The sequence below is a fragment of the Flavobacterium gossypii genome, assembly GCF_014138495.1.
Classification (GTDB): domain Bacteria; phylum Bacteroidota; class Bacteroidia; order Flavobacteriales; family Flavobacteriaceae; genus Flavobacterium; species Flavobacterium endophyticum.
Window position 1 is genome coordinate 110,603 of sequence record NZ_JACJIS010000002.1, and the last position, 18,577, is coordinate 129,179.

The 18,577-nt window shown below is 44.0% G+C and carries 15 protein-coding genes; 9 read left to right on the forward strand and 6 right to left on the reverse strand.

Annotated elements, in window-relative coordinates:
* The first annotated feature begins 184 nt into the window (after nt 1–184).
* Nucleotides 185–2,179, forward strand: coding sequence for a tetratricopeptide repeat-containing sensor histidine kinase (locus tag GGR22_RS10435; RefSeq protein WP_182493618.1), 1,995 nt, complete (start codon nt 185–187; stop codon nt 2,177–2,179).
* A gap of 12 nt (nt 2,180–2,191) precedes the next feature.
* Here GGR22_RS10435 and GGR22_RS10440 read toward each other — a convergent pair whose 3' ends face one another.
* Nucleotides 2,192–2,521 carry a hypothetical protein gene (locus GGR22_RS10440; protein WP_182493619.1) on the reverse strand — a complete coding sequence of 110 codons (330 nt, stop codon included), beginning with the start codon at nt 2,519–2,521 and terminating at the stop codon, nt 2,192–2,194.
* A gap of 131 nt (nt 2,522–2,652) precedes the next feature.
* Between GGR22_RS10440 and GGR22_RS10445 the strand changes: the two genes are divergently transcribed.
* The 6 genes from GGR22_RS10445 to GGR22_RS10470 all read left to right on the forward strand — a co-directional run bounded on the left by GGR22_RS10445 (nt 2,653) and on the right by GGR22_RS10470 (nt 8,235).
* The gene (locus tag GGR22_RS10445) at nt 2,653–3,015 is read left to right on the forward strand and encodes a hypothetical protein (RefSeq protein ID WP_246336949.1); all 363 of its coding nucleotides are present in this window, start codon (nt 2,653–2,655) and stop codon (nt 3,013–3,015) included.
* Between the two features lie 110 nt (nt 3,016–3,125).
* Nucleotides 3,126–3,959, forward strand: coding sequence for an MbnP family protein (locus GGR22_RS10450; protein ID WP_182493620.1), 834 nt, complete (start codon nt 3,126–3,128; stop codon nt 3,957–3,959).
* Between the two features lie 103 nt (nt 3,960–4,062).
* The gene (locus GGR22_RS10455) at nt 4,063–5,106 is read left to right on the forward strand and encodes a cytochrome-c peroxidase (protein ID WP_182493621.1); all 1,044 of its coding nucleotides are present in this window, start codon (nt 4,063–4,065) and stop codon (nt 5,104–5,106) included.
* Between the two features lie 37 nt (nt 5,107–5,143).
* The gene (locus GGR22_RS10460; RefSeq protein ID WP_182493622.1) at nt 5,144–6,103 is read left to right on the forward strand and encodes a transporter; all 960 of its coding nucleotides are present in this window, start codon (nt 5,144–5,146) and stop codon (nt 6,101–6,103) included.
* A 218-nt stretch (nt 6,104–6,321) separates the two neighbouring features.
* Nucleotides 6,322–6,912, forward strand: coding sequence for a TetR/AcrR family transcriptional regulator (locus GGR22_RS10465; RefSeq protein WP_182493623.1), 591 nt, complete (start codon nt 6,322–6,324; stop codon nt 6,910–6,912).
* Nucleotides 6,913–6,960: 48 nt separating this feature from the next.
* Nucleotides 6,961–8,235, forward strand: coding sequence for an MFS transporter (locus GGR22_RS10470; protein WP_182493624.1), 1,275 nt, complete (start codon nt 6,961–6,963; stop codon nt 8,233–8,235).
* Nucleotides 8,236–8,315: 80 nt separating this feature from the next.
* Here GGR22_RS10470 and acnA read toward each other — a convergent pair whose 3' ends face one another.
* The 5 genes from acnA to GGR22_RS10495 form a co-directional block, all read right to left on the reverse strand.
* Nucleotides 8,316–11,093, reverse strand: a complete 2,778-nt coding sequence (gene acnA / locus GGR22_RS10475) for an aconitate hydratase AcnA (RefSeq protein WP_182493625.1) — start codon at nt 11,091–11,093, stop codon at nt 8,316–8,318.
* A gap of 143 nt (nt 11,094–11,236) precedes the next feature.
* Nucleotides 11,237–14,770: an ABC transporter permease/M1 family aminopeptidase gene (locus tag GGR22_RS10480; RefSeq protein ID WP_182493626.1), complete on the reverse strand. Its 3,534-nt coding sequence runs from the start codon at nt 14,768–14,770 to the stop codon at nt 11,237–11,239.
* Between the two features lies 1 nt (nt 14,771).
* Entirely contained in the window at nt 14,772–15,647 is an 876-nt protein-coding gene (locus tag GGR22_RS10485) for an ABC transporter ATP-binding protein (RefSeq protein WP_182493627.1), read from the reverse strand.
* Between the two features lie 91 nt (nt 15,648–15,738).
* Nucleotides 15,739–15,945 (reverse strand): helix-turn-helix domain-containing protein, encoded by a 207-nt coding sequence (locus GGR22_RS10490; RefSeq protein ID WP_121376395.1) that lies wholly within the window; start codon nt 15,943–15,945, stop codon nt 15,739–15,741.
* 2 nt (nt 15,946–15,947) lie between these two features.
* Complete coding sequence (locus GGR22_RS10495) at nt 15,948–16,466, reverse strand: DUF2975 domain-containing protein (protein ID WP_182493628.1); 519 nt, start codon at nt 16,464–16,466, stop codon at nt 15,948–15,950.
* 242 nt (nt 16,467–16,708) lie between these two features.
* Between GGR22_RS10495 and GGR22_RS10500 the strand changes: the two genes are divergently transcribed.
* A complete protein-coding gene (locus GGR22_RS10500; protein WP_182493629.1) occupies nt 16,709–17,650 on the forward strand; it encodes a hypothetical protein in 942 nt (313 codons plus the stop codon).
* An 88-nt stretch (nt 17,651–17,738) separates the two neighbouring features.
* A complete protein-coding gene (locus tag GGR22_RS10505) occupies nt 17,739–18,548 on the forward strand; it encodes an AraC family transcriptional regulator (protein ID WP_182493630.1) in 810 nt (269 codons plus the stop codon).
* Nucleotides 18,549–18,577: the final 29 nt, after the last annotated feature.

Below are 18,577 nucleotides of genomic sequence, written 5' to 3' on the forward strand. Positions count from 1 at the left end.
CCGTTTTTTATTAACCACAACCCCCACATTTATGTTAAACCGCAGGCCTTTAGTACCTTTTCTACTCCTTTTCTTTAGCATCCTTCCTATTTATTCCCAAAATAAAACAATTGATTCGATAGAAACGATATTAGCCAATCGCAAGATTAGTGATACGACACGCATTAATACAATTATTGCGGGTATGGATAACACAATCATGTTGAGCAAACCTCATGTGGCCTACTTCAATCAGTTGCTTCCTGTTTTTACTAAAGGATTGGCAATGCCCAAACTTCACCCAAAAGTAAAGCGAAAATACCAATTTGCTGCGGGTGTGTATTACTACAATACCGCAAAAAAAGAAACAAGTGAGGGTAACAAAAATGCGCCAATCCACTTTGATGAAGCTATAAAGTATTGGAAAGAGTCGAAAGACTACAAGCCTATGGCATTAGCAATAGTTGGTAAAGGTGCGTACTACCGCCATATTGCCGACTGGCCAAATACGTTCAAATACTTTTTTGAAGCATTAAAATTCTACGAAAGTATTAATAATGAAAACGGAATATCAACCGTAAATATGGAAATAGGAACCGCTTGTATAGCCCAGCAGGACTGGAATAAAGCTATTGTTCATCTAAAAAAAGCATTGCCCTATTTTGATGTCCCTGAGTCAGAATTAAGAAAATCAGACCGCCATAGTTTAGCGGTAATTCATAATAACATAGGCACATCTTATACCCGTCTTAAAAACTTTACCGAAGCCCATAACCATTTTCTAAAAGCATACTACTATATCAAAAAGAATAAAGATCCGCAGGCAGAATCGATAATTTTAGTACAATTGGCTCAATCCTCCAGTGAATTGGGAAAACCAGCGGAGTCGGAAGATTATTTAAAAAGAGCCTTAGATTTATGTAACGATGATATTTCAAAACAAGGAGTATACGGGAGTGCTGCACGCATTAATTACAAAAATAAAAACTATGATAAAGCGGCAGAGTATGGTGAGTTAAGCTACAGCCTGGCGAAAAAAAATAAAAACATCAATTCGCAGTCGGGTATCACTTCCCTGCTATACAAAATTTATAAAGAGAGCGGACAGTATGAAAAATCATTAAAAATGCATGAGGCGAACATCGTAATAAAAGATTCTACAAATTTAGAAGCCTCAAAAAACGAATTGGCGCAGCAGGAACTCAAATACCAATTTGAGAAAAAAGAACTGCAGCAAAAAATACTCCAGCAAAAGAAATTAGCGGCAGTTACACTAGAACAGCAAAAGAAAGTGACAGCCGTCAAGCTCGAAGCCCAAAAGAAAGCGGCTCTAGAAACCTCAAAAAATAAATTAGCCCAACAACAGTTAGTCTATGATTTTGAAAAAAAACAGCTGAACCAGAAACTCGCTCAAGGTAAAAAAGTAGCCGCCATCAAGCTAGATTCTGAAAAGAAAACGGCCGTTAAAAATAACTGGCTGATTGCGGTTTCTTCTGTATTCCTGCTTTTTTTGCTCGGTGCTTATTTCTACTACCGCAACAATAAGCAGAAACAAGCCATTACGGTTTTAGAAAAAAACCAAATCAAGCAAAAGCTGCTCATCACCCAGATGAACCCCCATTTTATATTCAATTCGGTACAGAACATCGAAAGCCTGATCGATAACAAGCAGAACGACGAAGCGGTGGTTTATCTGGGCAAATTTTCAAAACTGACAAGGCAAATACTTGAAAACTCCAATGAAAACTACATATCGCTAGAAGAAGAACTAGAAATGATTGAAAACTACCTTTCTATCCAGCAGCTGCTCTATGAGAACAAATTCAAATTTACGATTCTGGTAGAAAAAGAAATTGATACCGAATCGATATTCTTGCCGCCGATGTTAGCACAGCCGTTTATTGAAAACGCCATCAAGCACGGACTGAGCAACACTTTGGAAAATGGAAAAATTGCTATTCATTTCTATCTGAAAGAAAACAAGCTGTTTTTTGAAGTAACAGATAACGGCAAAGGTTTTGGTACCAGCACCCAATCAAGCAGTCACAAATCGCTAGCCATGACCATTACCAAAGAACGCTTGGTTTCGTACACCAAAAATAAAGATTTTATAGTGCAGACCGATAATCTGATCGCCTCAAACGGAATGATTGAAGGTGCCAAAGTTGTTTTTGAGATTCCTTATATTTACGAAAGTTAGAACCTGTAAAGTTTATAAAGAGAACTTTATGAGAGTTAACAATTTCCTATTTCCTTTATTGGGTATAGGCTTCTTATTCACTCTCCTAAAGTTCTTATAGGTACTTCTTAAGTTCTTATAGGCTCTGCTCAACTTCTTATAGGCTCTGCTCAAGTTCTTATAGGCTCTGCTCAAGTTCTTATTGGCTCTGCTCAAGTCCTTATTGGCACTGCTCAAGTTCTTATTGGCTCTGCTCAAGTTCTTATTGGCTCTGCTCAAGTTCTTATTGGCACTGCTCAAGTTCTTATTGGCTCTGCTCAACTTCTTATAGGCTCCGCTCAACTTCTTATTGGCTCTGCTCAACTTCTTATCGGCATCCCTCAACTTGAAACTGAACGATTTGATGCTTTATAATTGTAAAAATTATCCTCTTTTTAGTCGCTACATCTTGCCGTTTTTTGATTTCGTTTCCGTAAATTCGCAGAGTGAAAAAAATGGCATCCATATTTGCATTGTTTATGCTCCTGAAGCCCGTGCTTCCTGTGATTGAGTATGCTATTGATTACGACTACATAGCAACCGTACTCTGCATCAACAAGGACAAGCCGGAGTTGAAGTGTAACGGAAAATGCCACCTGATGAAGGAACTTGCCAAATCCTCTCAAGAAGACGGTGAACAGTCTCACGAAAAAAGAGCGGCAGACTCAGAAAGCCACATTTTGTTTTTTGAAGAAATCGTAGATTTCGGGCTCGAAGCTCAAGTATTTCCATTGGCAGATCGTAGTCGCTACATCTTCTATCCAAACCTCTACAGCCATCTGGATAGCAGATCGATCTTCCGTCCTCCCCTTTCTTAAATTTCCATACGATTTGCAGAAATGCTGCGATAGCAGCCCGTTTCTGAACGCTGTACTCCGAAATCCATTCCGGAGCAGCCTCATCCTATAACAAATTTAAAAAATACATCATGAAATCACGCTTAAAAAACATAGCGGGCCTTCTTGCCCTATCCCTATTTATCAACTCGTGCAGCAGCGACGATAACGGCTCGGCTCCTGCCGACGGAACGTCTGGCGACGTAGAACTGTTCTTCGACAACGGCGTTGCCGGAGATGCCCTGACGCTCGGAAACTCCTATACCAATTCCAACGGTGAGACCCTTGTCTTTGAACGCTTCACCTATATCGTAAGCAACTTTGTATTGATAAAAGAAGACGGCTCTGAGTTTACCTACCCTAAAAACGAAAGCTATTTTATCATCAACGAAGAAACTGGACAGTTTACGGTGCACCTAGAGAACGTGCCTGCTGGCGATTATATAAAGATCAAGTTTGGTATCGGCGTTGACCAGCAGCGCTACCTGCAAGGCGAAACCGCACAGCAGAGCTTCTGGGACCTTGCCTTTGCTAATAACATGACCTGGACATGGTCTACCGGATACCGCTTTATCAACTGCCAAGGTACTTTTACCGTAGACCCTGCTCATGGCGGCGATACTACATCAAGAGGCTTTATGATTCACCAAGGCAGCAACACGGCTACAGACAACTACAGAGAAGTAGTCTTGAACCTGCCGACGACGGCACGCGTGAGAGAAGGAGAAATGCCAAACATTCACCTAAAATCTGATGCCAACGTTATCCTTGACGGCGACACCAAGATCGAGCTGCACCACAACCTGAACGGTGCCGGAACTGCAGCAAGCATCATGGCAGGCGAAAACCTCATCACGATTGCCAACAACACCAAAAAGATGTTCACTGTAGACCACGTGCATAACGGAGCGGGAACGCACCACTAGGCAAAAACAGTATGCTTTTAAAGGAACCAGCCTAGATGATTTTAGGCTGGCTGTCCTTTAGCATGCATAATCCGGAAAACCTTCCGGCCCTAAAACTTTACCAATGAAAAAAATAGTATATTTTCTCAGTATCCTATCGGTACTCTCGTGCCAAGACGATAACGGCGAATACATCGAGATCGACCAGCCCTTAGATTTTATCATTCCGTCTAATTTTCCAGAACCCGTACAAGACATCAGCTACAATGCCCCGACCCAAAAAGGATTCGAGCTCGGCAGGAAGCTTTTTTACGACGGCAGGCTGTCTAGAGACGGAACTGTTTCCTGCTCCTTCTGCCACGAACAGGCTTCTGCATTTACGCACCACGGACATGATTTCAGCCACGGCGTCGACAACCTCGAAGGACTCCGCAACGCGCCTGCCGTGCAGAACATGGCGTTCCAAGGCGAATACTTTTATGACGGCGCTTCCAGCAGCCTAGAGATGCTCTCTATCGTGCCGATACACAATCCGGTAGAAATGGACGAAAACCTCGAAAGCATCGTGCTCAAGCTCAAGCAAGACCCAGTGTATGTAAAGCTCTTTAGCCAAGCCTTCGCCAACAAAGAAGTCAGCTCCGGCAACATGCTCAAGGCATTGGGCCAGTTTATGACCATGATGGTTTCTGCCAATTCGCGCTACGACAAATACGTCCGCAACGAAGCTGGCGGCACGCTCAGTACCCAAGAACTGCAAGGACGCGCGCTCTTTCAGACGAACTGCGCCACCTGCCATGCCACTGATCTTTTCACGGATAACAAGTTCCGCAACAACGGCCTGCCGCCGAATCCCAACCTGAACGACCTCGGCAGGGAAACAGTCACCGGATTTGCTTATGACCGCTACAAGTTTAAAGTACCCAGCCTAAGAAACGTGGCACTGACTGCGCCTTATATGCACGATGGCCGTTTCGGCTCCCTACAGTCGGTATTGAATTTTTACGCCTCGGGAGTACAAAACACGCAGAATCTCGACCCTTTGCTTCAGCAGCATCCTACGCTCGGAATTCCTTTGAACCAGCAGGAAAAAGAAGCCATCATTGCTTTCTTGAAGACGTTGACCGACGAAGAATTCGTCAGCAATCCCCTATTCTACTTTCGAACCTAAAAACCCGAAAGCCCTTTTTAATTCATAAGACAAACAGATGAAAAAAATAATTCTTACGCTCGCAATTTCAATCCTTGCCCTGAACGCAGCCGAGGCTCGTACCGAAAAAGATTCGATTGACAATCCGTTCCGCAGATACGTCGCCCTGCTGGAAGAAGACTGCGATGCCTGCGGCTGCTCGGCCAATGGCGGAAGCATGGGATTCAGTTCTATGCTCAACAGCAATTTCGTCGGCATACGCTACATCCACCAAAGCTACAAGAGTCGCGACGGCGTCTTTAACAACTCTCCGTGGATTGACGAGAATTTCAATACCGCACAGCTCTGGGCAAGAGTGCCTATTACAGAACGGATTGAAATCATGGCCTTAGTCCCGTATCATTTCAACAACCGCGAAAAAGCCACCGGCAAAGAAAACATCGACGGACTGGGCGACATTACCCTGATGGGCTTCTATACCCTTTTCGGAACCAAGAGCGACAGCGCTACGGTGTTCCACAAGTTCCAGCTCGGTGCCGGAGTAAAAGCCCCTACGGGAAAATACGACAGCGCCAATAACGGCAGTATCAATCCAAGCTTCCAGCTGGGTACTGGCAGCTGGGATTATACGCTCGCCTCGGAATATACGGTCAAAAAGAACAGCCTCGGACTAAACGCCACGGTCAACTATGTTTTCAAGACAGAGAACGAAAAGAACTACCAGTTCGGCAACCAGTTCAATTATGCCGCGACCCTGTTCTACAGCACAAAGATTGACAATCTGGACATCGTGCCCCAATTAGGACTGGCAGGAGAAAAATACGACGAGAACAAAGACCACGGCGAAGACGTGCCGCTGACCGCCGGAGACATCCTCTTCGGAAAGATGGGCGTCGAGCTAGGACTCCAGAAATTCTCCCTCGGCCTAAGCACCATGCTGCCCATAAACCAAAACCTTACCGGCGGAAGAGTCGAAGCCAACTACAGATGGTCGCTCAACCTCAACTATTCGCTCTAAGAAGAAATGTCCCGTCTAGCTGTCGGCGCTATTCTGTCGACAGCTATGCACGGGCTTTTTATTTTTGATTTTAGATTTTTGATTTTAGATTTTCCCTTCCAACTTCCAACTTCCAACTATCAACTATCAACTTTCAACTATCAACTCTCCCCTATCCACTACAAAAATAATTTTCCAACCTTTTCATAAGTGAATGAATATTCATTTATATTTGCACCATGAGAATCAGGGACGAGGAAAAGATAAAGCTAGTCAAGGAAAAAGCAATCGAACTTATCGTTACGCATGGCCTAGAAGGCTTTAGTATGAACAAGTTAGCCAAAGCCTGCAGCATATCCGTAGCTACGCTGTACATCTATTACAAAGACCGCGACGACCTCATCATTACGATTGCAGTTGAAGAAGGAAACAAAATGGGTACTGCCATGATTGCCGATTTTGATCCCGAAATGTCTTTAGAAGAAGGCCTGCGGAAACAATGGGAAAACCGCTGTAACTATTCCATCAACAATCCGATGATGTCGCTCTTTTTCGACCAGCTCCGCAGCTCTTCCTACCAGCAAGAATTCCTGGCTTCCTTTCTGAAGGAATTCAAGACCGTAGTAGGCAAGTTCATGCACAACATCATCCAAAGAGGAGAAATCGACAAAATGCCTTTTGAAGTCTATTGGTCCATCGCCTTTGCCCCGCTGTATAACCTTATCCGTTTTCACAACGAAGGAAAAAGCATGGGCGGCAGGCCTTTCAAGCTCACCGATGAAATTTTGTGGCAGACGTTTGATCTCGCATTAAAAGCCCTTAAGAAATAATACCGTTACTCGCCAAGAATCCATTACTAATCATCAATTCATCAAAAAATGAACGAACAACAATCCATGCCCTTTACAGGCTATCAAAAATTTGTAATCTTTATACTGGCCATAACGCAGTTTACGGTCATACTCGATTTTATGGTCATGTCGCCCCTAGGCGATATGCTGATGAAGTCCCTAGACCTAAAACCGTCTGCCTTTGGTGTTGCCGTATCGGCCTATGCCTTTAGTGCCGGACTCTCCGGACTGCTGACTGCTGGCTTTGCCGATAAGTTTGACCGAAAAAAACTGCTGCTTTTCTTCTACATCGGATTTATAGGAGGTACCATCTTTTGCGGTCTTGCAGAAAGCTATGCCGTATTGGTAGCCGCCCGTATCATTACCGGACTCTTCGGCGGGGTTATCGGCTCTATTTCTATGGCCATCATCACCGACCTGTTTGCCCTGCAGCAGCGCGGCCGCGTCATGGGATTCATCCAGATGGGCTTTGGCGCAAGCCAGGTTCTAGGCGTGCCTATCGGTATCTATATCGCAACGCTCTGGAAATGGGAAGCTCCATTTTGGATGGTAGCCATCCTTAGCGTATTTATTGCTATTGCCATAGCTATTTACCTGAAACCGCTTACAGCACATCTTGCGCTGCAGCATGACAGGTCTGCCTTCGCCCACTTGTGGCATACCGTTTCCAAGCGCGACTACCGTATCGCCTTTACGGCCACTGCCCTGCTTTCGATCGGAGGTTTTATGATGATGCCTTTCGGAAGTGCCTTTGCCGTCAACAACCTCGGCGTGAATTACAACCAGCTGACCATACTCCTTATGGTTTCCGGCGTCAGCTCTCTGGTCGTGATGCCGATAATCGGAAAGCTGAGCGACAAGGTCAACAAGTTTACCATATTCGCGGCAGCTTCTGTCTGGATGATGATTATCTGCGTGGTCTATACCAACCTAGGCGTCACGCCGCTGCTTATCGTCATGGCCTTGAATATCATGATGATGATTGGTATCATGAGCCGTATGATTCCCTCATCGGCATTGACCAGCGCCGTACCCGAAATGTCAGACCGTGGTGCGTTTATGAGCATCAACTCTTCCTTGCAGCAGATTGCAGGCGGTATTGCCGCAGCAGTCGCAGGGATGATTGTTACGCAGAAAAGTAAAGGCAGTCCGCTAGAGCATTACAATACTGTAGGTTATGTGATTGTCGTCATTTCGATCATCAGTATCATCTTGATGTGGCGTGTCTACAAGCTGACCATCAAAAAGCCGCATTATAGCAAAGTAGAGCCTGCTGCTGCAGAAATGAATGAGATGCTGTAAAGCGATATTCTAAATAATAAACTAAAAAAGCGAAAAGATAGTAGTTATCTTTTCGCCTTTCTTTTTCTCAAAACAGTGCATTATGATTTCTGCAAGAACTGGCGCAGTACATACTGCAAGATGCCTTCGTTCCTGTAATATTCGATTTCGATCTTAGAGTCCAATCGGGCAATAGCCTTAAACTGTATCTTCTCGCCGTTTTTTCGCAGCGCCGTAACATCTACCTCTTTTAAAGGCTTGATATCTTCCGCGATGCCCGTTATCGTAAACTGCTCGCTGCCAGTGAGTCCGAGGCTTTCTGCATTCTCTCCGTCCTTATACTGCAAAGGCAGCACGCCCATTCCCACTAAATTGCTTCTGTGGATTCTTTCATAGCTTTCGGCCAATACGGCTTTTACGCCCAACAGGAACGTTCCTTTTGCTGCCCAGTCTCTCGAAGAGCCGCTGCCGTATTCTTTTCCAGCCAATATCACTAAAGGTATCTTAGCTTCTCTATACTTCACCGAAGCATCGTATACGCTCATTTCTTCGCCCGTCGGCAAATATTTGGTATAGCCGCCTTCGCGATCTGCCAGCCTGTTTTTGATACGCACGTTGGCAAAAGTACCTCGAATCATTACCTCATCATGCCCACGACGGGAACCATAGGAGTTAAAATCGGCTTTTTCAACCCCTCGACTCAGCAGGTACTTTCCTGCTGCAGACAGCTCGCCATACGAACCCGCAGGCGAAATATGGTCGGTCGTGATACTGTCGCCTAAAGACAGCAGCACGTTGGCCTTCTCAATATCTCTTAAAGGCTGCGGATGCTCTGGCAGGTTCTTAAAGAAAGGAGCCTCTTTTATATAGGTCGACTGCTCGTCCCACACATATATTTTCTCATTAGGAACTTCCAGGTTCTGCCATATCGCGTTTCCTTCAAAAATAGTCCCGTAGCTGTTGGCAAACTGTTTCGGAGAAAGTACCGAGCTCATGATCGTATTGATCTCGTCATCGCTAGGCCAGATATCTTTTAAATAAACTGGCTGCTGGTTCGGGTCATAGCTGATCGGCTCGTTCAATAAGTCGATATCGACACGTCCCGCTATCGCATACGCAACAACCAGCATCGGCGACATCAGGAAGTTCATTTTAATCTGCGGATGTATTCTCGCTTCAAAATTTCGGTTCCCCGAAAGCACCGAAGCCATGACCAAGTCATGTTCGTCAATCGCCTTGGCAATATGCGCCGGAAGCGGTCCCGAGTTTCCGATACACGAAGTACAGCCGTATCCTACGATATGGAACTTCATCGACTGCAGGTCGTCCAATAAATCAGCCTTGATCAAATAATCGGTCACGACCTTAGAACCAGGCGCTAAAGAAGTCTTTACCCAAGGCTTCACATTCAGTCCGTGCTCTCTCGCCTTGCGCGCTACCAGCCCTGCACCGATCATCACATACGGATTGGACGTATTTGTGCAAGAGGTTATCGCCGCTATAACGACCGCTCCATCTGAAAGCATAAACTGCTCCTGCCCTACGGTGACGGTAACGATTTTCATCCCGTCTTCAATTTTTCCTTCAATTTTTGTATCCGGTACCATCGTTGTCTCTGTTTTCATAGGCAACGAGCTTCCTCCTTCCGCAAACCAGCGCGTCAGCTGTTCTTGAGGCTTGATGTATTTGCGTCCGAAAGACTGGTGCAGGACGTCGGCAAAGGTGGCCGGAAAGTTTTTGAGCAGTATCTTATCCTGAGGCCTTTTCGGACCTGAAACTGTCGGTTCTATCGTTGAAAGGTTTAATTCTAAAATATGTGTATAGGTAATCGACTCGTTGCCCGTACGCCATAACAGGTTGGCTTTGCAATAATCTTCTACCAGCTTTACTTGTTCTTCAGAACGGTTTGTCATGCGCATGTATTCCAGCGTCTTGTCATCTATAGGGAAATAGGTAACCGTACAGCCAAATTCAGGCGACATATTGCCTATGGTTGCCCTGTCGGGAACTGAAAGATTGTCCAGTCCCGGACCGAAAACTTCTACAAACTTTCCTACGACGCCGTACTTACGCAGCAATTCAGCAATAGTCAATACCATATCTGTTGCGGTGGAACCTAGCGGAATTTTCCCCGTCAGGCGCAGTCCTATCACTTCTGGCATGATAAAATAAATCGGCTGTCCTAAAATGGCGGCCTCGGCTTCTATTCCTCCGACACCCCAAGCAATAACACCTATCCCGTTGACCATCGGCGTATGGCTGTCGGTTCCCACCAGCGTATCCGGAAAGATCTCGCCGTTGCGCTCAATGACTCCTTTTGACAAATATTCAAGATTTACTTGATGGCAGATGCCCATGCCCGGAGGCACGACGCTGAAATTGCTAAACGACTGCTGTGCCCATTTTAAGAATTGGTAGCGTTCTTTGTTACGCTTGTATTCTTCATCCATGTTGCGTTCATAGGAATATTCCGTCCCAAAATAATCGACCTGTACCGAATGGTCAATAACCAAATCTACAGGAATCAGAGGATTTATCTCGTCTGGATTTTTCCCTTTTCGCGCTATCTCTGCCCTTAGCGAAGCAATATCTACAACCGCAGGAACGCCTGTAAAATCCTGCATCAGCACGCGGGCAGGCTTAAAAGGAATGTCTTTATCAGAAGCTTCTGGCTTCCAATTGAGCAGGGTTTCTATGTTTTCGCGCGTTATCGCGAAGTCATCAAAATTGCGAAGTGCATTCTCTAGTAGTATTCTTATAGAAAATGGCATCTTTTCGATATTGTATCCCTGCTTCTCCATTTCCGGCAAGCTGTAGTACGTAAAAGTGCCATTTTTTGTAGTTAGTAGTTTTTTGATCTGATAAATGTCGTTTGTCATAGTCCGCAAGTATTAGTTGATAGCAATGACATAAAGGTAAGGGTTATCAGCGAAATAGCAATAGCTTGATATGTTGATTTTTAAGTGGTACTAAACTCTTTCTTCTAACCGCCATATCAAGCTATTGCATTTTCATAGAAAATCTAAAAACCTCCTTGCAGTAGAGGCATAAAAGAAGTTTGTTCATTATCCTCCAGGACAGCTTCCATAAACCTCATCCGCGGATCCAGTACGACCTTAGCCGGTTTTTTAGCCACACGTACTTTTAGCTTGTTCTGTCCCCGTGGCAGGATAACGCGCTCTTTTTTTCCATCTTCAAGATAGATATCGATTTCTATAGGTTCATCAAAAACTAGGGTTGCTTTTTTGCCTTTTCCATCTTCCTTATACTTTTTGGCAATAACGGCTATTTCCAGCTCATATATTCCTTCGTTTGTCTTACGGTAAGACACTTTATCCAGCTGCAGGTCGTGGGTGATAATCTGCTTGAACAGCTCATCAATTTTAGGATGAAGGGTACTATCGCTCACCGCATACAATTCGTTTATCAAATCTAAAGATATAGGCGGCTGATTCGGATAGGCATATTTCTTAAGAAAGCTTCTAAGCGCTTTATTGATGTTTTCTTCCCCAAGAAGCAGTTCTAGTTGGTACATAACGACCATTCCCTTGTCATACGCCAAGAACGGCTTATAAGGATCGGCTTTATACAAAGGCTCTTCTCCTGCAAAAGCACGCTGTTCCATATAAATATCTTTATGTATCTGCACGCGCGATACTATGTTTTCATCGCCATACGCTTTTCTATAGAGCACCAACTCGGTATACATTGCCAGTGTTTCTGTTAGCAGCTTGCTTCCTTCCCTATAATCGGGGTCGATGGTCGCATTGCCCCACCACGTATGCGAAAGTTCATGGCTTACCTGCTCGTTTAATATGTCTTTTTCAGGATCCTGTCGGATATTATTCTGAAAACCAAACGATTCATTGATAAAGAAACCCGTAGGATACGCCGTAGCCGCAAAGCCTTTCACAAAAGAAGAAATCTCCACAAATCGGATCATGGCATACGGATACTTGCCAAAATGCTGCTCGCAGTATTCTAATGACTGCTTTGCATTTCGGATAATATGCTCGATATTATGCTCATGTCCGGGCTGATAATATACTTCAATCGCAATGTCTTGGTAGTTCGCCTTTTGTACGGCATAACGTGCCGAAGCAGCTGCAAAACGGAATGGTATAGGCAACGGAGTCTTGTATTGGAAATAATTACGTCCCTCTTTTTGCCACGTGGCTTTCAGATCACCGATACCGATAGCTGTCTGGTTTCCAGAAGTAGAAATCACGGCATCGAGATTGATATAGCCATACTCATAAGGCGTTTCCCTTTTCTCTTCCAAAGGCAATACCAATGAGGCTGCCGGCAGTTTTCTTTTGGTACGCTCTCTAGGGTCGTCTATCTCGTTATCGGCCATATAGCCGAATCGCGGGAAAAAGTTACTGATGCGGATAAACGAGCCGTTTTTTAGGATCGTATTAAACTGCTTGAACCCGTTAAACGAAGAACCTGAATAGGCAAAAGCGAATTTCATGCTGGCTGATTTGCCAGGCTGCAGCGGCTTTATTAATTTATACCAATAATGCCCGTATTCTTTATCGACAGACAGCAGCTTGGCATTCTCGATAGTAATACGGCCCCATTGCATATCCTTGTCAGCATACACCAAGACAGAGTCTATAGTTTGGTCGCCTTTATTAGCTAACACGTACGTCCCTGTGACAGCATAGCTGTTTTTTTCAGGAAAGAGATCGATGGAAGTCTTGACATCCGTTACCGTAGGCTGCAACAGCTCGCTGAATTTTTTATAGCGTTCCTCATACGCCTTCTTCCAATCATTGCGCTCTTCTTTCTTAGGAATTTCCGTCTCTTTCCAGATTATGCTTCCCGAAAATAATGCGCCCGCTAGGCAGCCCGCCAATAAGAGACCCTGCCCTATTTTTGACCTGCCTGATGGGACACCTTTCCTTCTGAATCGGACCGCTGCAAAAAGAACAATAGCCGAAATACACGACCAATAGAGCATTTTGATATGAAACGCGTCCATAAAAAGGTCAAATCCGTTCATTTCGCTATAATTCCCCTTAAAAGCATTGGCATATTGCAATAAAGGGTGCTTTAATCCAATAAGCCCTCCAAAAGAAGTATTGGTCAATAACAAAACCACAGAAGAAACCATCAAGCCGATATACCTGTTTTTACACAGCGTATGTATGCTAATGACCAAGGCAGCGCAGAGCGACAATGGCAGGCCAATCAGATAATACAAGGACAGATACAGTCCCAAGTCGATAGCTTCTGTACCAAATGCCAATTGGAATCCTATACCGACAAGACAGCTGCACAAAAGCAACAGCATCGGCACGAACGTAAGCGTAAGCCATTTTGAAAGCACGACTGCCATCTTAGGAACGGGACTGCTGTTTTCCAACGCATCAAAGCGCGCGCCTTGGCTTCTCCAGAAAATCTCGCTTGCATAAAACAATACGACTATCAGGCCGATCATGGGAAATAGCTTCAATATCTCGCTGACCATCAAGCCCGAAGTGGCAAAACGTTCTGGCAAGCGCCTTCCGGCATCGATGATACCAATGACTTCCATCCCGAAAAAGAAACACCAGCCAAGGACTATAATCCATATCGAAACACTTTTGATGATTGATTCCATATCAATCTTTACAAAACTAAGCCCAGCCTTCAGGCTATAGGCACCACCGCTATTCTTTGTTGGAACTGGCATGTATTCAAGGCCAAGAACAGTCTTATCTTCTTTAGCTTTCTTACCCGATTTTCTATCTTTCCCTATTACAAAGCTAAACTTGCGATAAGCAAAGACTACCAGCAGGCAAGACACCGCCATATAAGCCATACGATTGAACAAGAAATTTCCGGTTAGCGTTACCAACTGCGTATTGCGCTGTCCAGCTGTCCAATACTGTGTCTGCTCAAAAAAGGCCGACAGACCAAAGGGATCAACCTTTGCCATGACATCCATGCTTGCTGCCGATACGGGCGCCGCACTGGCCATAAGCGGCGAATTAGAAAACATTGCTATTCCCCAATAAAGGAAATAAATAAAGAGTCCGGAGATATAGATTGCCATCCTGTTTTTAGACAATACGCCTATGCTGCACAGTACGCCTGTACAAAACAAGATGTTGGGCACAGCAAGCACTAGAAATGGCTTTAGGTAGCTCCATACGTCAAGCACTGCCAATTCCTCATCATGAGAGCTGAACAGCTGGTGGCCGACAAGCAGTCCTGTCACGTACAGCGCAAATGTCAAACCCGCAATACCGAAAATGACAAGAAAGCGGCTGCTCAAGTAATACTTTTTCTGTATGGGCGTAGCATAAAGAATTAGGTCAAAATGTGCGTCTTTTTCCCGCATCAAGCTTTGCGCCGCCAGCAGCGCTACAGAAAAAATACACATCAGCGACATGATGCCGATGATATACATGATCACATAAGGCGAATTCTTATAGGTTTCCGGAAAAGGGAAATTAGCCGCGACAGAAGTAAACAAGCCGAATCCGAGAAAGAAAACGAGCAGTACCAAGAAGGATTTTTTCTTTGCGAAAAAGATCCAGTCAAAATGTAAAAGACCTGCAAACATATTATTTCGTATTAAAAAGTTGGGCGAAATACACGTCTTCAAGATCGGTATGTTTCATGGCAAAGCCGTGATGCGGGTTCTCTTTAGAAAGGATATGAATGTGCTGTCTTCCTGCATTCAACTGCGTAGCAATGACCTGAAACTGTTCCTGATATGCTGACAGCTCTTTCTTTTCTATAGCCTTGGTCCAAATGCACCCTTCCAGCTCGTCGATAAACGCTCCCGGATTGCCGTAGGCCAATACTTTTCCTTTGTTGATGATGGCCATCTGGGTACACAAATTACGTACGTCTTCTACTAGATGCGTAGAAAGGATCACGATGACCTGCTCGCCTATCTCGCTCAATAAATTATTGAACCGATTGCGTTCTTCCGGATCGAGTCCGGCCGTTGGCTCATCTACGATAATCAGCTGCGGATTGCCGAGCAGGGCCTGTGCCACGCCAAAACGCTGGCGCATTCCGCCCGAAAAAGAACTTACCGCCTTGTTGCGGTCTGCATAAAGATTCGTCTTTTCGAGAAGCGCATAAATCTGCTCCTTTCTTTCTTTTTTACCGCCAACACCTTTGAGCACCGCCAGATGCTCTAATAAATTATACGCGCTGATTTTGGGATAGACCCCGAAATCCTGCGGTAGGTAGCCCAGCTGCTGCTTGATAAAGGCAGGATCGGCCACCACATCGACCGAATTAAATACAATCGCACCGCTATCAGGCGCCTGCAAGCCAGCTATCGTTTTCATAAGAGTAGATTTGCCGGCACCGTTTGGACCCAGCAGCCCGAAAATGCCATTGCTGATTTCAAGCGAAATGTCTTGCATGGCCTGTACGCCGTTGTCGTACTTTTTGCTCAAGTTTTTGATTTGTAAACTGTTCATTTTTTTGATTTTTGATTGATTATTTTAGACAATAAGATTCCTGCACCCTCTTAGGGGCGTTTTTTTTTATACGCTACATGGTTATTGATGGTTATTCTTCTCTGTACTCCAAAATATCACCCGGCTGGCAATCCAATGCCTTACAGATGGCTTCCAAAGATTCAAAACGGATACCTTTTGCCTTGCCTGTTTTTAGAATCGACAGATTGGCGGGAGTTATTTCCAATATCTCGGCCAATTCCTTGCTTTGCATTTTCCGCTTAGCGAGCATTACATCAATGTTTATAATAATCGGCATGGTTATATGTATAAGTCTTGTTCGGTTTGAAGATTGAGCCCCTGCTTGAATATTACCGCCATGAAATAAGCAAATACCCCAAGCACAAAATGCAATGCCGACAGGCTAACGAGTATTTCGACCTCATAAGAATAAGCAATATGCCCTATCAAAAAAGGCAACGGCACGATAAAGTTGAGCAGGTAAAAGATGCTCAGCCTTCTTACTCCCTGTTGGGTAAACAATTTCTTTCCGCGGAACGTCTTGAAAATATTGCCCAGCAACCAGAAGAAAATGCCATACAACGCTATAAAAGCTATCATTTCAAAAATGTAATAAAACTCATAGGTGTCACCTATCAAAAAACGCGTATCGGTAAAGGGATAGGTGATGACAAACCGCTTCCCATCTTCTATGGGCTGCAGAGAATCAGTACGAAATAGAAAGCAAATAATACAATATGCCGCCGTTGCCAGATACGGCAGCGCCAGCACTCTTGAAAAGTAAAACAGACAAGTAGCAATAAGACGGACTCTTTTCATTTCTTAAATATTTTATGCAAATATATAATTAATTATCGTTTTACGATAATTAATCAATAAAAAATACATCAAACAGTATTTAATACGACATTCAGTACAAGCGAATTGTCAGTTCCTGAAGGAAGGCAGAAGCACCAGAGAGCAAAAAATCAAAAGCCCTAAACTTTTTACTATAATTCTGATATCTTCCTATATATTTGCTCTTCGTATAAAAGAACCTATCCTATTTCAAGATCCTTACGATGAGACAAGCGCTACTCCTATTCTTCTTTATAGCTACAAGCTATTGCAATGCCCAAGACCTTCTTGCCAAAAAAGGAACGATTACATTGGCGACAAACGAAAAAATAAGCTTTGAAAGGCTAGAACTTGCCGATGGGCACTTTAAGTATTTTGAACCGACAACAGGTGAAGACAAAAAAATAGCAATCAGCACAGTCAAGGTAATTGATGATGAAAACCATAAGCGCGTTTTTACCAACAGGAACATCATCATTTCAACCGAATTTTCGCAAGGAATGGTTATAGAGAAAACAAAAGCAGATACCATTGCTAGTGCCAAGAAGCCTGCTCCAAAAAAAGAAGATGCTAAGGTCGCAGCAAATGGATGTCCGAATGGAATCTATTACACCAAAGAAGATTTTATAAACAAAGTACCAAATTCTACAACAGTAGTAATTCCTAAAGGCCTGGTTGGCTTCACAAAAGAAGAAATTGTAGATGATATTCCAGCAGAGTGTTATTTTTATTTGAAAAATGAAGACAAAAAGCTTAAGAGAGTATTTGCCGTTTGCTACAAAGGACATATCTATTTCCAGACGCAGGCCATATTAGACAACAGAAACAAAACCGACAGGGCGCAAACCAATCATTTTCCAAATGGCTTTGCCAAAGTCATAGCCATGGGAGAAAATTACTATTACACCGAAGTCAGCCTTGCTAATAAATGGGCACAAGGTTTTGCTTATGGTTCTGGCGGAGCTGTAGGCGGTGCAATCGGCAGTTCCTTAGGCAATCATAAAGGTATTGTATGGGATGTTAAAAATAAAGAGTTTAATATCTTCAAAAATTGCAATGACTATAATGATTTTATAAAAGTACTTTATCCTGAAGGCGTTCAAGAATGCAAAAACCATCAGCCTGATATCGTTAAGGTGAGAGAAGCTATTGAAAAAATAAAATAACTGGATTTTATTCACTTTGCCTCTTTTTTTCAATGCCCTCGTTCATATCAATAACGCCTCTATAAACGGCCTATAGTCAAAAATCCTAATGCAAATACCACCCTCGCCCTCTCTGCAGCATATCGTAAGGCATTATCTGATTCTTTCAAATGATGCAGTTTCAGCCACCGATTTTAGGATTTTTTCGGATGGAAGCCCCGGAATCGTGTTTCATCGAAAAGCTCCTTTTAAAGAGAAAAACGAGACAGAAGACAACTTTAGCTTACAGCCCCACTGCTTTGTATATGGACAGATCACGCGATTCAATACCCTCTCGGCTACAGGAGAAATCGATATGCTTGTGGTAGTACTGCAGCCTACGGCACTATTCAAGCTATTTACAGTACCCGCTTTTGAAATAAATGACAAGACGCTGCCTTTTACAGAATTGGCAGGTCATTCCGGCCGCCTTCTTATAGAAAAGATCCAAAGCCTTTCTGAAAATGCATCGGCCATAGCCGCAATTGAAAACTTCTTGCTGGGCCAGCTCCTTAAAAACTCCTATAATGACAGCCTGGTATCCGTGGCCGTACAGCAGATTCACATATACAAAGGAAAGAACAGCCTGGCAGAAATGCTAAAAGGAATTCCGGCTACCGAAAGGCAGCTCGAACGAAAATTCAGCGAACACATTGGCTTGAGTCCTAAAAAATTTGCAGACATCGTCAGGTTCCAGCACTCCCTGAAAAGCCTGAAGCAGATTTCTCCAGATGCAAACCTTACAGAAGTAAGTTATGCCTGCGGTTATTACGACCAGCCGCACTTGAATAATTGCTTTAAAAAATTCACGGGCCTCACTCCTGTCCAATACCAAGCAAACAACAACCTGCTGGCCGTCAATTTTCTGTTACTGACCTAAGCGATTTTGTCGGTTTTCTCCAATTTTTG

What these genes read in the sequence shown, in the direction of transcription:
- GGR22_RS10435 (WP_182493618.1), top strand. Translation starts at nt 185, where the DNA reads ATGGATAACACAATCATGTTGAGCAAACCTCATGTGGCCTACTTCAAT.
- GGR22_RS10445 (WP_246336949.1), top strand. Translation starts at nt 2,653, where the DNA reads ATGGCATCCATATTTGCATTGTTTATGCTCCTGAAGCCCGTGCTTCCT.
- GGR22_RS10450 (WP_182493620.1), top strand. Translation starts at nt 3,126, where the DNA reads ATGAAATCACGCTTAAAAAACATAGCGGGCCTTCTTGCCCTATCCCTA.
- GGR22_RS10455 (WP_182493621.1), top strand. Translation starts at nt 4,063, where the DNA reads ATGAAAAAAATAGTATATTTTCTCAGTATCCTATCGGTACTCTCGTGC.
- GGR22_RS10460 (WP_182493622.1), top strand. Translation starts at nt 5,144, where the DNA reads ATGAAAAAAATAATTCTTACGCTCGCAATTTCAATCCTTGCCCTGAAC.
- GGR22_RS10465 (WP_182493623.1), top strand. Translation starts at nt 6,322, where the DNA reads ATGAGAATCAGGGACGAGGAAAAGATAAAGCTAGTCAAGGAAAAAGCA.
- GGR22_RS10470 (WP_182493624.1), top strand. Translation starts at nt 6,961, where the DNA reads ATGAACGAACAACAATCCATGCCCTTTACAGGCTATCAAAAATTTGTA.
- acnA (WP_182493625.1), bottom strand. Translation starts at nt 11,093, where the DNA reads ATGACAAACGACATTTATCAGATCAAAAAACTACTAACTACAAAAAAT.
- GGR22_RS10480 (WP_182493626.1), bottom strand. Translation starts at nt 14,770, where the DNA reads ATGTTTGCAGGTCTTTTACATTTTGACTGGATCTTTTTCGCAAAGAAA.
- GGR22_RS10485 (WP_182493627.1), bottom strand. Translation starts at nt 15,647, where the DNA reads ATGAACAGTTTACAAATCAAAAACTTGAGCAAAAAGTACGACAACGGC.
- GGR22_RS10490 (WP_121376395.1), bottom strand. Translation starts at nt 15,945, where the DNA reads ATGCCGATTATTATAAACATTGATGTAATGCTCGCTAAGCGGAAAATG.
- GGR22_RS10495 (WP_182493628.1), bottom strand. Translation starts at nt 16,466, where the DNA reads ATGAAAAGAGTCCGTCTTATTGCTACTTGTCTGTTTTACTTTTCAAGA.
- GGR22_RS10500 (WP_182493629.1), top strand. Translation starts at nt 16,709, where the DNA reads ATGAGACAAGCGCTACTCCTATTCTTCTTTATAGCTACAAGCTATTGC.
- GGR22_RS10505 (WP_182493630.1), top strand. Translation starts at nt 17,739, where the DNA reads ATGCAAATACCACCCTCGCCCTCTCTGCAGCATATCGTAAGGCATTAT.